The organism is Shinella sp. GW835-FHT14H05, assembly GCF_058793575.1.
Map to the genome: position 1 here is coordinate 45,594 of NZ_JBXAFY010000020.1, position 13,530 is coordinate 59,123.

A 13,530-nucleotide genomic window follows, 5' to 3' on the forward strand; every position below is an offset into this window, starting at 1 on the left:
TACGGGATCGTCGTGCGGACACGGCGATGCGGCAGCGCTTTTGCGCTGTGGGCCGCACGCAGGGAGCCTGCCGGCAAAACGGCACAAAAGCCCGACTGTGCCGCTAAGGCACCGATCAAAAAGCGTTCTTCCGTTCGGGGGGCATCGAGAGCGCCCATCCCCGATTGGAAGAGGGCGTCGCAAGACATGGCGTCCTCCCCAACCAGCAGATGAAACCTGCATTCAGTGGCGGCTCTCTAACATGGGCGCGCGGCCAATTTCAATGCGCCTCTTTGTCCGAAAATTTGTGAATTTCCCTCTTGCACCTCTAGTCGCTAGAGGTCGTAGAACATCCTCGACAGACTTAAGAGGATTGTACGATGTCCGATGTGAAAGAGACGCGTTTCCGGGTTGGCGGCATGGATTGCGCCTCCTGCGCCAGCAAGATCGACACCGCCGTGCGCCGCATGCCGGGCGTTTCCGACGTGTCCGTTTCCGTGACCGCCGGCACCATGCGCGTGCAGCACGATGCGGCAAGCGACCTGGAGGCGATCGCCCGCAAGGTCACCGGCCTCGGCTACGCGGTGACTCCGGCGGCAGCCATCGCGGAAAAGCCGGCGGCGAAACACGAGCACGGCTCCGGCTGCTGCGGTGGACACGACCACGGACACGATCATTCGCACGGCCATGACCATGACCATGACCACGATCACGATCACGCCGGCCACGACCACAAGCCGAAGGCGGCTGCCGTCGAGGGCCTGCACGGCCACGATCACGGCCCGACCGAGGGTCCCTGGTGGAAGGGCAAGAAGGGCCGTCTGACCATTCTCGCCGGCGCGGCGCTGGTCGTCGCTTACGGCATCGGCCATCTCTTCCCGGCCATCGAGACCTATGCTTTCGTCATCGCCATGTTCATCGGCCTCGTGCCGATCGCGCGCCGCGCCATCATGGCCGCGCTCGCCGGCACGCCCTTCTCCATCGAGATGCTGATGACCATCGCCGCCGTCGGCGCGGTGATCATCAATGCGACGGAAGAGGCGGCCGCAGTGGTCTTCCTCTTCCTCGTCGGCGAGCTTCTGGAAGGGGTCGCCGCCGGCAAGGCGCGTGACAGCATCCGCTCGCTCTCCGCCCTCGTGCCGAAGACGGCGCTGCTTGAAGAGAACGGCAAGACCCGCGAAGTCCCGGCCGAATCGCTCGCGGTCGGTGCCGTCATCCTCGTGCGCCCGGGCGACCGCATCTCTGCCGACGGCACGATCATCGACGGCGACAGCGCCATCGACGAGGCGCCCGTCACCGGCGAAAGCACGCCGGTGCGCAAGGAGGTCGGCGACACTGTCTTCGCCGGCACGGTGAATGGCGATGCGGCGCTGCGCGTGCGCGTCACCGCGGCGGCGGCCGACAACACCATCGCCCGCGTCGTCAAGCTGGTCGAGGAAGCCCAGGAATCCAAGGCCCCGACCGAGCGCTTCATCGACCGCTTCTCGAAATATTACACGCCCGGCGTGGTCGTCGTCGCGGCGCTCGTCGCGATCATTCCGCCGCTCTTCCTCGGCGGCATCTGGAGCGAATGGGTCTACAAGGGCCTCGCCGTGCTGCTGATCGGCTGCCCCTGCGCGCTGGTCATCTCGACGCCGGCCGCCATCGCCGCCTCGCTGTCCGCCGGCGCCCGCCGGGGGCTGCTGATGAAGGGCGGCGCGGTGCTGGAAGGCCTTGGAAAGCTCACCGCAATCGCCTTCGACAAGACCGGCACGCTGACGGAAGGCAAGCCCAAGGTCACCGACATCCTCGCTTTCGCCACGCCGGCCGATGAAGTTCTGCGCCTCGCCGCATCGCTTGAAGCCGGCTCCAGCCACCCGCTGGCGCTCGCCATTCTCGGCAAGGCGGCCGAAGATGGTATCGCCGCCCCGGTGGCGAGCGGTTCGAAGGCACTCGGCGGCAAGGGCGTCACGGCAACCGTCGAGGGCAAAGAAATCTTCCTCGGTTCCCCCAAGGCAACGGCCGAGCGGGTTTCGCTTTCCGACGCGGTGAAGGCCGCCACCGCAACGCTCAACGATGACGGCAAGACCGTCTCCATGCTGGTCGTCGACGGCGTACTCGCGGGCGCCATCGCCATGCGCGACGAGCCCCGCGCGGACGCCGCGGCAGGCCTCAAGGCGCTGAAGGATGCCGGTATCAAGACCATCATGCTCACCGGCGACAATGCCCGCACGGCAAAGGCCGTCGGCGCCGAACTCGGCATAGAAGTGCGCGCCGAGCTGATGCCGGAAGACAAGCAGCGCATCGTCGGCGAGTTGCAACGCGAAGGCTACGTCGTCGGCAAGATCGGCGACGGCATCAACGACGCTCCGGCACTTGCCGCCGCCAATGTCGGCATCGCCATGGGCGGCGGCACCGATGTGGCGCTGGAAACGGCGGACGCCGCCATCCTGCACGGCCGCGTCGGGGACGTCGCGCTCATGACGGACCTGTCGAAGCGCACCATGCGCAACATCGTGCAGAACATAGTGCTTTCGCTCGGCCTCAAGGGCGTGTTCCTGGTGACGACCATCGTCGGCATCACCGGCCTCTGGCCGGCAATCCTCGCCGATACCGGCGCCACCGTGCTCGTCACGCTGAACGCGCTGCGACTGCTCCGGCCAATCAAATGAAGCGCAGGGCAGTCATGGGCCTTGCCGTGCTTGCCGCGATCGTCGGAGCGACGGTCGCGGCAAAGGCGCCGGTCGGCGGCGTGGCGAAAGAGCGGGTCTTCACCTTGCAGATGGTCGACGGAAAACCCTTCCGTTCGGCCGATCTGGCGGGAAAACCCTATCTCGTCTTCTTCGGCTTCACCCATTGCCCGGATGTCTGCCCGACCGCACTGTTCGAGCTGACGGGCCTGTTGAAGGACATCGGCCCCGCGGCGGACCGCATCACGCCGCTCTTCATCTCGATCGATCCCGAGCGCGACACGGCGGAGCTTCTAAAACTCTATATGACCTCTTTCGACCCGCGCATCATCGCTTTGCGCGGCGATGCGGCAGAGACGAAGGCGGCCGCAGACGCCTTCTCGGCCTTCTACCAAAAGGTGCCGACGGCCTCGGACAGCTACACGATGGACCACACCGCCGGCCTGTTCCTCATCCGCGCCGATGGCCGGCTCCAGGGCATGCTGGACATGCACGAGCCGCGCGAAACGCAGCTCCAGAAGCTGAGGCTGCTCGCTGAATCCTAATCGTGCTCGTCGTGGCACAGGTCATGGTTGGCGAGCGCGCGGATGACGTAGCAGTCGCGCACCTGGTTGGTATGGCAATGGGTGGTGATGCGCTCCAGCTCGGCCTCCAGCTTGCGCAGGCGGGCGATCTTCTGCCGCACGGTCGCAAGCTGCTCGGCGGCGATGCGGTCGGCATCCTGGCAGGGGCGTTCCGGGTGCTGGCTGAGCTCGATCAACGCGCGGATGGCATCGATGGTGAGGCCGAGGTCGCGCGCATGGCGGATGAAGGCGAGGCGCTCGCGCTCGCCGTTCGAATAGCGCCGCTGGTTGCCCTCCGAACGTTCGGCATGGGAGAGCAGCCCCATCTGCTCATAGTAGCGGATGGTCGGAACCTTGACGCCCGTCGCCTTGGAAAGATCCCCGATCGTCAGCATGCTCGTCTCCTAATCCGCCACCCGCGACATTTTCGACCTTCACGAAATCCTGAAGAGAAGCCGCGCGCAATGGCCTTACAGTGATCCCACACAAATGTGAGGAGAATCGTGCCAAATCAAGCGTGCCTTCTGTCGCTGCTTTCGTTGTTGACCGCCAGCGCCGCCATTGCCGCGCCGATGAGCGCTGGAGGCGCGATCGTGCCGCATGAGACGGTGCTGTCAGGTCTCGTCATCGAACACGCGGATATCGTCGCGGGTGCATATGGCGCCCCTGCGCGGGCCTATCTGACACTCTACAATGCCGGCACTGCCGACAAGCGCATCCTCGACGTCTCCGTCGACGGTTTTGGCGTGCCGATGGTGAAGCGGCAGGATGAAAGCCTCCCCGTGGCGGATGCCTTCCTGGTCATCCCGCGGCAGGCCGAGCTGTTCATGGCGCCGGGCGCGCTGTTCCTCGAACTCGACGAGACGCTGGATGTGGAAGGCGAGCGCATGATCTCCGTCACCTTCGACGATGGCAGCGTGCTGACAGTGCCGGTGACGCTGTACCCGCCCGGCGGCGTGCGCACCGCGCATCACCACGGCATCGGTGACTTCGAATAGAGCTGCTGACGAATTATTGTTCGCCGCGTGTGCCTTCGTGATCGCTTCGCGCAAGAAAGCGGCGATAAGGGTCTTGATGCTCCAGCGGCTTGAGGTTTTATGCTCGCGAAAATCGGATTTGCCCCGGATTCGGGGCGCCAAAGCCACGAGTGAGGCCAAAGGGGCCTTAAGATTAACGAAGTTCTAAGCAATCGCTTGGAGTCTAAGCCCGAGATGCGCCGTCCCTGTTTGGCGCCCCCGGATCCCTAACAACCGAAAACGCACCATGTTTCGCAATCGCTTTTCTCTTGAAACCGCCCGTTCGCGTCTTTCGCTCCTCGCGCGGCTTGCCGCCGCGACCATCGCCGGCGGCCTGCTCGCCGGCTGCATGGCCATGGATGTCGCGTCGCTGGCCGAGGCGCCGCAGCTTTCCAACAAGGTGAAGGCTGAAATGTCGAAGAAGAAGATGCGGCCGGAAAGCCCCGTGCTGGTGCGCATCTTCAAGCAGGAAAGCGAGCTCGAAGTCTGGAAGGTCGATGCGAGCGGCAAATATGCGCTCTTCAAGACCTATCCGATGTGCCGCTGGTCCGGAAAGCTGGGGCCGAAGACGAAGAGCGGCGACCGCCAGGCGCCGGAAGGATTTTACCATGTCTCGGAAGGCATGTTGAACCCGAACTCGCAATATTACGTCTCGTTCAACCTCGGTTATCCGAACCGGCTGGAATCCGCTCTAGGCTATACGGGCGAAGCGCTGATGGTGCACGGCGCCTGCTCGTCCTCCGGCTGCTACGCCATGACCGACCAGGGCGTGGGCGAAATCTATGCCATCGTGCAGAAGGCGCTCGATGGCGGCCAGCAGCGCTTCCAGGTGCAGGCCTATCCCTTCCGCATGACGACGCAGAACATGGCCAAGCACAAGGGCGATCCGAACATGCCGTTCTGGCGCACGCTGAAGGAAGGTTACGACGCCTTCGCCTTCACCCGCAGCCAGCCGAAGGTCTCGGTCTGCGGCGGCCGTTACGTCTTCAACAGGGAGTTCGTGGATGGCGAGCCGAGCGATCCGCTGGCGCAATGCCCGGCCGCGGTCGGAGAAAATGATCTGATGGCGAAGATCGGCGCGGAACAAAAGAAGCTGGATGCGGCTTTTGCCGGCGCCACACCGGTTTCGAGCTTCGCCTATGTGGACGGCGGCATGCATCCGAGCTTCCGCACGCTTTTGAAGAAGCAGGGCGCGAAGGGCCTGGCGGCCCAGATCTCGCGCACGAAATATCCGGTCAGCCGGCCCGATGCGGCCTTGGCCGACCCCTATGACGATTGAAGTGTGAGGACACGCATTGACGGGTGAAAGCGTAAGCCGCCGTTCCTTCCTGCTCGGCAGCGCTGGATTGGCAACCACGGTTCTGGCCGGCTGCACCACGCCGGTGCGCGAACGGGTCGCGATAGAGCCGGAGCCGGTCGATACCAGCATCTACGCCGGCATGTACGGCGCGCAGTTCGATGGCCAGTACGAGCTGCCGGCCATTCCCTACCAGAAGATCGACCGGCGCTTCTATCGCCAGATGGTGCCGAACCCGACCGGCGAGCGCCCCGGCGTGCTCGTCGTCGATACGGCAAGCCACTTCCTGTATCTCACCTATGAAAACGGCCAGGCGATGCGCTACGGCGTCGGCCTCGGCCGCGCAGGCTTCGAATGGGCCGGCCGTGGCGTCATCCAGTACAAGCGCCAATGGCCGCGCTGGACCCCGCCGGATGAAATGGTCGCCCGCCAGCCGGAGCTGGAGCCCTACAGCATCGCCAATGGCGGCATGGAGCCGGGCCTCAAGAACCCGCTCGGCGCCCGCGCGCTCTACATCTTCCAGAACGACGAGGACACGCTCTACCGTATCCACGGTTCGCCGGAATGGTGGACGATCGGCAAGTCCGTCTCGTCGGGCTGCGTGCGCATGATGAACCAGGACGTGGTCGATCTCTTCAACCGCGTGCAGAACGGCACGCCGATCCTCGTGCTCGGCAATGCCGCGGTCGCCGCCGCCTATTGACTGCATACGATTTTCGCGCGTTATTGCGCACAATTCTTGATCCGACCTTCAGGCGGCGGATCGAGTTGTGCCCAAACGGAGACGCGATATCATGGCCGGGATCGAAACGCTTTTCACCAACGCGACGCTGGCGGATGGATCGCTGAAGGATATCGGCGTTGCCGGCGGCCGCATCGTCGCAATCGAGCCGGCCGGTACGGCGGCGGCGGGAGGTCGAACGATCGATATTGCCGGTGCCCTGCTGGTGCCGGCCTTCGTCGAGGGCCATATTCATCTCGATACCAGCTTCTACGGCGACAAGTGGATCCCGCACAAAGCCTGCACCAGTGGCTTTGACGTGCACGAGCGCGTCGCCTTCCAGGCGCAGAACATGGCGCAGGCCGCACCGATGGACGAGCGCGCGCGAAAACAGCTCGAACTCTGCGTCGCCAACGGCTCCCTCCAGATGCGCAGCCACGTCATGGTGGATGGCTCGGTCGGGCTGAAGTCGCTGGAAACGATCCTGAAGATCCGCGAGGAATACCGCGATATCATCGACATCCAGCTCGTCGCCTTCCCGCAGAACGGCATCCTGAAAAGCCCCGGCACGTCGGAACTCCTCGACGAGGCGATCGCGCTTGGTGCCGATCTCGTCGGCGGGCTCGACCCGGCAAGCTTCGATCGCGATCTGCAAGGCCATCTCGACGTCGTCTTCGGCGTGGCGGAAAAGCACGGCGTCGGTGTCGATATCCACCTGCACGATTTTGGCTCGCTTGGCGCCTTCACCGTGGAAGAAATCTGCGCCCGCACGACGGCGCTCGGCATGCAGGGCAAAGTGGCGATCAGCCACGCCTATGGCCTCGGCGATCTCGACCCCGATTCCGCCCGCCGCATCGGCGCAAAAATCGCCAAGGCCGGCGTCTCCATCATGACCAACGCCCCCGGCGACCACGTCTTCCCACCGGTCGCCCTGCTGCGTTCGGAAGGCGTCACCATCTTCAGCGGCAGCGACAATATCCGCGATTCCTGGTGGCCCTATGGTGACGGCGACATGCTGAGCCGCGCCATGATGATCGGCTACCGCTCCGGCTTCTACACCGACGACGAACTCACCGCCGCCTTCGACGTGGTCACCACCGCCGGCGCCAAGGCCCTCGGCCTCGAAGGCTACGGCATCGCGCTCGGCGCCAAGGCCGATTTCGTGACGCTCGCCGCCGAACATGTGCCGGAGGCCGTGGTGGCGGTGCCGAAGCCGCGTCGGGTGTTCAAGGCGGGGCGGCTTGTGGCGGAGAATGGGGCGGTGGTGCGGTAGCAGCGAAGAATGCGCCCCCTCATCCGGCCCTTTCGGGCCACCTTCTCCCCGAGGGGAGAAGGGAAACGGGACGCCGGTGCTCTTCCCTTCTCCCCAGCGGGGAGAAGGTGCCGGCAGGCGGATGAGGGGGCGGCTGTCGCTTACGTCCGCGGCTTCAAGTTCTCAGGGTCGTACAGCGGCTTGTAGCCGATGCTGACCACCTCGACCGGATAGGTCTCGGCAAAATATTCCACATTCAGCTTGCGGCCTTCCTGGCAATAGGCCCAGGGCAGGTAGGCGAGGGCGATGTTCTTGCCGATGGTCGGGCCGAAGGCGATGGAGGTCGTGTAGGAGCGGCGGCCGAGTTCGTCGACCAGCACTTCGCCGGTCTCCGGGTCCATCACCGGCAGCGTGCCGACCGGGTAGCGCTTCACGCCGGCCTTGTCGGTATTTTCCGTCATGACGAGCGTGCAGAGCATGGCGGGCTGGTGCTCGCGCGCCTTGTATTCCAGGTGCTTCGCCTTGCCGCGGAAATCCGCTTCCTTGACCTTCGGGCGGGCGAGGTCCGCTTCGATGAGGTTGTACTGGGTGAGCAGGTCGGCATTCTGCAGGCGCAGGCTCTTTTCCATGCGGCGCGAATTTGCATAGGTCTCGACGCCGAAGGCCATAACGCCGGTGGCGCGCAGCGCGTCCCAGACGGCCAGGCCATCCTCGTATTTCATATGCAGTTCCCAGCCCTGCTCGCCGACATAGGAGATGCGGAAGGCGGTGACGTTTTTGCCGCCGATCTCGATCTGCTTGATCTGGGCGAAAGCGAAATTTTCCGGATCGAGGGCGGCCGGGTCGGACACGGCGTTCTTCAGCGTATCGCGGGCGTTCGGTCCCCAGATGCCGATGGTGATGAATTTCTCCGTCACATCGGTGATGGTGACGTCGAGGCCGCGGTCTTCCGCAACGCGCTTCATGTAGTGGAAGTCGCGCGGGCCGGCGTCTGCACCGTTGATCAGCCGGCAACGGTCCGCCATGCGGATGACGGTGAAGTCGGCGCGCACCATGCCCTCGTCGTCGAGGAAGTGGGTGTAGATGCCCTTTCCGATATTGCCGTCGCCGCCGATCTTTGCGGCGCAGAGCCATTCCAGCAGCGCGACATGGTCCGGCCCCTCGATATCGACCATATGGAAATGCGAGAGGTTGACGATGCCGCAATCCTCGCTCATCGCCAGATGCTCGGCATTCGAGACGCGCCAGAAGTGGCGGCTGTCCCATTCGTTCTCACGCACCGGAACCTTGTCGGCGTATTTTTCCAGCAGGTGCTCGTTGGCCTTGTAGCCATGCGCACGTTCCCAGCCGCCAAGCTCCATGAAATAGCCGCCGAGTTCTTTTTCGCGCTCATGGAAGGGCGAGCGCTTGGCGCCGCGGCCGGAGGCATAGGGTTCGCGCGTGTGCACGGCCGGGAAGTAAATCTTCTGGGCGGCCTCGAAGCAGCGGCCTTCGATGAACTCTTCCGTCAGCTGGTGCGGGTAGAAGCGGGCATAGTCGATCGAGTTGTGGTCGATCTCGGTGCGCCCGTCCGTCATCCAGTCGGCGATCAGCTTGCCGTAGCCGGGGCCGTCCTTCACCCAGATGGCGACGCAGTACCACAGGCCGCGCACCTTCTGGCTCTCGCCGCAGGATGGGCCGCCGGCGGCCGAAACCTGGAGCAGGCCGTTGAAGGAATGGCTTTCATTGTAGCCGAGTTCGCCGAGAATCGGCGTCAGCTCCATGGCGCGTTCCAGCGGCTCGATGATCTGTTCCATTTCGAGGTCGCGCTGCGAGGGCGAAAGGCGTGCCTCATGCTTTTCGAGGATGTTGCGCGGGTGGCAGAGGCGCGGATTGGTGGTCTCGTAATAGCCCCACTCGATCTGGCCGCCTTCGGTGGTCTTCGGGTCGCCGGTGTCGCGCATATAGGCGGAGTTGCCCTGGTCGCGCAGAAGCGGGAAGCCGATGTCCTTGCCGGTGTTTTCGAATTCGTTGTACGGGCCGAAGAAGGTCAGCGGATGATCGACCGGCATGACCGGCAGGTCCTCGCCCACCATTTCGGCGATGAGACGGCCCCAGATGCCGGCGCAGACGATGACGTGGTCGGCCATGATGGTGCCGCGATGCGTGACGACGCCCTTGATGCGGCCGCCCTCGACGATCAGCGACTGGGCCGGCGTGTTGCCGTAGACCTGGAGCTTGCCGGATTTTTCCGCCGCATCCACCAGCTTGCCGGCAACCGTCTGCGAGCGCGGCACGACGAGGCCGGCGTCGGGATCGAACATGCCGCCCATCACCTGATCTTCCTCGATCAGCGGGAACATTTTTTTGATCTCAGCCGGCGAGACATAATGCGCGCGCGTGCCAAAAGCCTTGGCGGAGGAAAGCTTGCGCTTGATCTCTTCCATCCAGGTGTCGTCGCCGGTGCGCGCCACTTCCAGGCCGCCGATGCGGGCGTAGTGGCCCATCTTCTCGAAGAAATCGATCGAATACTGGGTGGTCCAGACCGAAAGATAGTCATGGCTCGTCGTGTAGCAGAAGTCCGAGGCATGCGCCGTCGAACCGATGTCGGTCGGCACGCCCGACTTGTCGATGCCCACGATATCGTCCCATCCGCGCTCGATGAGATGATGGGCGATCGACGCGCCCACGATGCCACCCAAACCGATGATGACGACCTTCGCCTTTTGCGGAAACTCTGCCATTTTCTGGACCCCGATGAAATATTGAAGCCGATTTTAGGGCCTCGTTCGGTGCCAGTGCAGCCTGTCTGCGACGGGCCAGCGACCAGTTCCGACAGTCGCGGGAACTGGTCGTGTCGCAAGGGCTCTGCGCCGGCCGGCAGACCCTAGCCGATCATCGGGCCGGCGCAATGCTTTTCGGTGGGGTTCACGCCGCCGCGCCAAGCGGCGCGGCAGCCTCACGCGAAAGTACCGCTCGAACTGAGGGCCGCGCCTCCACGCGAGTGCCCAGCGCGCGAAGCGTGTCCGGCACGGCGATGCCGCACATGGCCGCCCAGCGCAGCATGACATAGAGAAAGGCATCGGCCGCCGAAAAACGCCGGCCGAAAAGGAAGTCGCCTTCGACGCGGGAGGCGACCCAGTCGAAACGCCGCGCAAGGGTCTCGCCCAGCCATGCCTTCTCCTCGGCATTGTCCGTGAAGAACAGCCGCACAAAGGGTTTTTGTACCTCGGTGGAGAGGAAGGCGAGCATTTGCAGGTGGCGCGTGCGGCCGAGCGGACCGTCGGGGATGAGGCCGTCACTCTGCATGGCGATCCAGTCGAGAAGCGCGACGTTTTCCGTCAGGAGCGTGCCGTCGTCGAAGACGAGGGCGGGCACGTAGCCGTTCGGATTGACCGCCTCGTAGGGGCTGCCATCCTCCAGCACATGCCGGAAGATATCGACCTTGTGCGGCCGGAACGGCAGGCCGGTTTCGACCAGCAGGATATGGGCCGCCTGGCTGCAAGCGGTGGGCGTGTAATAAAAGTCCATCTCTCGTCTCCTCGCTTTCGGTGAGCCTAGTGTGGAGGCGATTGGCCGATGAGGTCAGAGGCAAACAGGCTGCCTTCGGGGCAAATACGCCACTAGTCTCCCAAGGTGCGAAGGCGGTTGCGCTGGCGGTATTGCGCGGGCGTCACGCCGACGCGGCGGCGGAAGAGTTTGCGAAAGAAGGTCGGATCCTCATAGCCGACGGCGACCGCAATCTCTTCGATCGCCATGGGTTCGGTCTCCAGCATCTGCTTGGCCTCTTCGATGCGCATGGCCTGCACATAATCCACCGGCGCATAGCCCGTCGCCGCCTTGAACTGCCGCTTGAAGGTGCGCTCCGCCAGGCCCGAACGCGCGACCATCGCCGTTACCGGATTGCTGCTCGCATAGTGGTCGGCAAGCCAGGTCTGCACATCGGCGATCGCGGCATTGTCGTGCTGGCGCGGCCGGGTCATGGAGGCGAAGGGAAGCTGGCCGTAACCCCGGTCGCCAAGCAGGAAGAGCCTCGCGATGCGGGCGGCTTCCTCCGCCCCGCAGAACCGGCCGATAAGGTAGAGCGCCAGATCCTGCCAGGACGACGCGCCGCCCGTGGTAATCAGCCGCCCGGCACGCCCGCTGTCGCAGAGAATGCGTTCCGGCCGGAATTTGACGTTCGGATAACGATCACGAAAAAGGTCAGCCATGATCCAGTGCGACGCCGCATCCGCGCCATCGAGCAGGCCGGCCTCCGCAAGCAGCACCGCGCCGCTGCAGGCCGAGCAGACCAGCGCATCCGCCGCGATATGCCGGTGGACCCAGGCGATTTCCTGGCCCCAGCGCCCCTCCGGCGACAGGCCGGGTTCAAGATGTATGTCGCAGACGACGACGATATCGGCCGTGCCGCCCTCAAGCCCCTGCTGTGGCATCACCCGCACGCCACTGCCCGTCTCGTAGGCGCCGGTTTCCGCCGCGATGAGCATCGGGCGCAGGCTGCGCAGCGCATTGGGTCCGCGGCCGGCTTCGCCCAGCACCTCGTGCAGCCCATAGGGCGCCATGGTGCCGCTTTCCGGCAGCGAAAGAATGGCGATGGTCAGCGGGCTTGTGGGTTTCGGGCGGGAGGGCATGGGGCAAGTCTGGCACATTTGCCCCGAATTTGTCGAGAACGTCTCTACGAAAGGGCGGCAATCCCCACCATGGTTTCATCGTCAGCAACAAGGACAGGAGAAAGCCATGAGCATCGAACATGGAACCGTCGACATCACCAAGACCTTCGCCGCACCCGTCGCGGCGGTCTTTGCGGCCTGGTCGCTAGAGGCGGCGCAACTGGCCTGGGGCGATCCCGGTCCGGACTGGCAGATATGCTTCGAGCGCTTCCGCTTCACGGTCGGCGAAAGCGACCTCTGCCGCTTCGGCCCGAAGGACGGGCCGACCTATCTCAACGAAAACCGCTATCTGGAGATCGCCCCGGACAGGCGCATCGTCTATGCCAGCACCCTGCGGGAAGCCGGCATACTCAGCTTTTCCGGCACGGTGGTCGTAACCTTCGAGCCGGCGGACGGCGGCACGCGCATGCGGCTCGTCGAGCAGGGCCTGTATTTCGATGGTCGCGACAGGGCCGACGACCATTGCGAAGGCTGGCGCGCCATGCTGGAGGCGATGGCCGGCTATCTCAAAGATGTGCCGTATAGGGCGGTGGGTTGAAGAAATCGTCCGCCAGGCCGTTTTCATAGATCACCGGTGCGGCGCTCATCTCCTCCTCGGAGACGTCCTCAAGGGTGCCGGCGTTGATGCAGTAGAAGTGCCCCATGAAATCCTTGAGGTAACCGCGCGAGAAGGGGCGGATGCCGCAGCGTTTGCAGAAATAGTGGTCGACATCGCCCACCGGCCAGCCGGATTTGTCGGCGCGGTAGCTGACGAGGTGGTCCTCGCCGGACAGCAGCTTGAAATCCTCGCGCGGGGTAAAGGTCTTCAGCATGCGCGTGCGCCGGCAGAAGGAGCAGTTGCAGCGGCGCAGGCCCTCGTCGAGATCGAGCACCGCTTCGTAGCGAATGGCGCTGCAATGGCAGCGGCCGTGATAGGTCTTTTTCATCGTCCTTCTCCTCGGGCTTGCAGGATATAGGCGACCAGCCGGTCGAGGCATTCGCCCCAGCCCTCGGCATGGCTGTCGCGGGATTCGACGGTGTCGAACGGTGTCTGGGCGAAGGTCAGCCGGGTCTTGCCGTCCCTGTCCTCGAAGGTCACGGTCACCAGCGTGTCCGGGTCGTCCTCCCCGGTCCAGCGGAAGGTGAAGACGATGCGGCGGTTCTCCGTAATCTCGCGATAGGTGCCGCCCATCGGATAATCCTTGCCCTCGGGCGAGCGGATGACCGCCGACCAGGCGCCGCCGGGGCGGAAATCCAGGCGGATCGCATGGGCCGAAAAATCCTTCGGCCCCAGCCAGCGGGCCATGTGCTCCGGCGTCGTCCAGACCTTGAAGACGAGCGGGCAGGGTGCATCGATCAGCCGTTCGATGAAAAGGCCGATGGGTTCGGCGGTCTGCTGCATGGT

At 64.4% G+C, this 13,530-nt stretch carries 13 protein-coding genes; 7 read left to right on the top strand and 6 right to left on the bottom strand.

Features of this window, described 5'->3' with window-relative positions; all coding sequences use genetic code 11:
* Positions 1–359: 359 nt before the first annotated feature.
* Both AC1Q6Z_RS31680 and AC1Q6Z_RS31685 read left to right on the top strand, forming a co-directional pair.
* Positions 360–2,630: a heavy metal translocating P-type ATPase gene (locus AC1Q6Z_RS31680; RefSeq protein ID WP_492650269.1), complete on the top strand. Its 2,271-nt coding sequence runs from the start codon at positions 360–362 to the stop codon at positions 2,628–2,630.
* Positions 2,627–3,193 (top strand): SCO family protein, encoded by a 567-nt coding sequence (locus AC1Q6Z_RS31685; RefSeq protein WP_492650270.1) that lies wholly within the window; start codon positions 2,627–2,629, stop codon positions 3,191–3,193. The genes AC1Q6Z_RS31680 and AC1Q6Z_RS31685 overlap by 4 nt, the downstream gene beginning before the upstream one ends.
* Here AC1Q6Z_RS31685 and AC1Q6Z_RS31690 read toward each other — a convergent pair.
* Positions 3,190–3,606, bottom strand: coding sequence for a MerR family transcriptional regulator (locus AC1Q6Z_RS31690; RefSeq protein ID WP_256118415.1), 417 nt, complete (start codon positions 3,604–3,606; stop codon positions 3,190–3,192). The two genes, AC1Q6Z_RS31685 and AC1Q6Z_RS31690, sit on opposite strands and share 4 nt — an antisense overlap.
* A 108-nt stretch (positions 3,607–3,714) precedes the next feature.
* Here AC1Q6Z_RS31690 and AC1Q6Z_RS31695 point away from each other — a divergent pair, with 108 nt between their 5' ends.
* From AC1Q6Z_RS31695 to AC1Q6Z_RS31710, 4 genes are all read left to right on the top strand, one after another.
* Entirely contained in the window at positions 3,715–4,209 is a 495-nt protein-coding gene (locus AC1Q6Z_RS31695; protein WP_492650271.1) for a copper chaperone PCu(A)C, read from the top strand.
* Positions 4,210–4,474: 265 nt separating this feature from the next.
* Positions 4,475–5,506, top strand: coding sequence for a L,D-transpeptidase family protein (locus tag AC1Q6Z_RS31700; protein ID WP_492650272.1), 1,032 nt, complete (start codon positions 4,475–4,477; stop codon positions 5,504–5,506).
* A 16-nt stretch (positions 5,507–5,522) separates the two neighbouring features.
* Positions 5,523–6,227 carry a L,D-transpeptidase family protein gene (locus tag AC1Q6Z_RS31705; protein ID WP_439616476.1) on the top strand — a complete coding sequence of 235 codons (705 nt, stop codon included), beginning with the start codon at positions 5,523–5,525 and terminating at the stop codon, positions 6,225–6,227.
* Between the two features lie 91 nt (positions 6,228–6,318).
* A complete protein-coding gene (locus AC1Q6Z_RS31710) occupies positions 6,319–7,518 on the top strand; it encodes an amidohydrolase family protein (RefSeq protein WP_492650273.1) in 1,200 nt (399 codons plus the stop codon).
* A gap of 140 nt (positions 7,519–7,658) precedes the next feature.
* On the opposite strand, the gene AC1Q6Z_RS31715 is transcribed toward AC1Q6Z_RS31710, so the two are convergent.
* From AC1Q6Z_RS31715 to AC1Q6Z_RS31725, 3 genes are all read right to left on the bottom strand, one after another.
* Entirely contained in the window at positions 7,659–10,220 is a 2,562-nt protein-coding gene (locus AC1Q6Z_RS31715) for a GcvT family protein (RefSeq protein WP_492650274.1), read from the bottom strand.
* Between the two features lie 184 nt (positions 10,221–10,404).
* Positions 10,405–11,007 (bottom strand): glutathione S-transferase N-terminal domain-containing protein, encoded by a 603-nt coding sequence (locus tag AC1Q6Z_RS31720; protein WP_492650275.1) that lies wholly within the window; start codon positions 11,005–11,007, stop codon positions 10,405–10,407.
* Positions 11,008–11,099: 92 nt separating this feature from the next.
* The gene (locus tag AC1Q6Z_RS31725; protein WP_492650276.1) at positions 11,100–12,107 is read right to left on the bottom strand and encodes a GlxA family transcriptional regulator; all 1,008 of its coding nucleotides are present in this window, start codon (positions 12,105–12,107) and stop codon (positions 11,100–11,102) included.
* Positions 12,108–12,213: 106 nt separating this feature from the next.
* Between AC1Q6Z_RS31725 and AC1Q6Z_RS31730 the strand changes: the two genes are divergently transcribed.
* Positions 12,214–12,684: an SRPBCC domain-containing protein gene (locus AC1Q6Z_RS31730; RefSeq protein ID WP_492650277.1), complete on the top strand. Its 471-nt coding sequence runs from the start codon at positions 12,214–12,216 to the stop codon at positions 12,682–12,684.
* On the opposite strand, the gene AC1Q6Z_RS31735 is transcribed toward AC1Q6Z_RS31730, so the two are convergent.
* Both AC1Q6Z_RS31735 and AC1Q6Z_RS31740 read right to left on the bottom strand, forming a co-directional pair.
* Positions 12,653–13,072 carry a GFA family protein gene (locus tag AC1Q6Z_RS31735; protein WP_492650278.1) on the bottom strand — a complete coding sequence of 140 codons (420 nt, stop codon included), beginning with the start codon at positions 13,070–13,072 and terminating at the stop codon, positions 12,653–12,655. The two genes, AC1Q6Z_RS31730 and AC1Q6Z_RS31735, sit on opposite strands and share 32 nt — an antisense overlap.
* Positions 13,069–13,527: an SRPBCC family protein gene (locus AC1Q6Z_RS31740; protein ID WP_492650279.1), complete on the bottom strand. Its 459-nt coding sequence runs from the start codon at positions 13,525–13,527 to the stop codon at positions 13,069–13,071. The genes AC1Q6Z_RS31735 and AC1Q6Z_RS31740 overlap by 4 nt, the downstream gene beginning before the upstream one ends.
* Between the last annotated feature and the right edge of the window lie 3 nt (positions 13,528–13,530).

Excerpts from the sequence above, each read along its gene's own strand:
- AC1Q6Z_RS31680 (WP_492650269.1), top strand. The coding sequence starts at position 360 with ATGTCCGATGTGAAAGAGACGCGTTTCCGGGTTGGCGGCATGGATTGC.
- AC1Q6Z_RS31685 (WP_492650270.1), top strand. The coding sequence starts at position 2,627 with ATGAAGCGCAGGGCAGTCATGGGCCTTGCCGTGCTTGCCGCGATCGTC.
- AC1Q6Z_RS31690 (WP_256118415.1), bottom strand. The coding sequence starts at position 3,606 with ATGCTGACGATCGGGGATCTTTCCAAGGCGACGGGCGTCAAGGTTCCG.
- AC1Q6Z_RS31700 (WP_492650272.1), top strand. The coding sequence starts at position 4,475 with ATGTTTCGCAATCGCTTTTCTCTTGAAACCGCCCGTTCGCGTCTTTCG.
- AC1Q6Z_RS31710 (WP_492650273.1), top strand. The coding sequence starts at position 6,319 with ATGGCCGGGATCGAAACGCTTTTCACCAACGCGACGCTGGCGGATGGA.
- AC1Q6Z_RS31715 (WP_492650274.1), bottom strand. The coding sequence starts at position 10,220 with ATGGCAGAGTTTCCGCAAAAGGCGAAGGTCGTCATCATCGGTTTGGGT.
- AC1Q6Z_RS31720 (WP_492650275.1), bottom strand. The coding sequence starts at position 11,007 with ATGGACTTTTATTACACGCCCACCGCTTGCAGCCAGGCGGCCCATATC.
- AC1Q6Z_RS31725 (WP_492650276.1), bottom strand. The coding sequence starts at position 12,107 with ATGCCCTCCCGCCCGAAACCCACAAGCCCGCTGACCATCGCCATTCTT.
- AC1Q6Z_RS31730 (WP_492650277.1), top strand. The coding sequence starts at position 12,214 with ATGAGCATCGAACATGGAACCGTCGACATCACCAAGACCTTCGCCGCA.
- AC1Q6Z_RS31735 (WP_492650278.1), bottom strand. The coding sequence starts at position 13,072 with ATGAAAAAGACCTATCACGGCCGCTGCCATTGCAGCGCCATTCGCTAC.
- AC1Q6Z_RS31740 (WP_492650279.1), bottom strand. The coding sequence starts at position 13,527 with ATGCAGCAGACCGCCGAACCCATCGGCCTTTTCATCGAACGGCTGATC.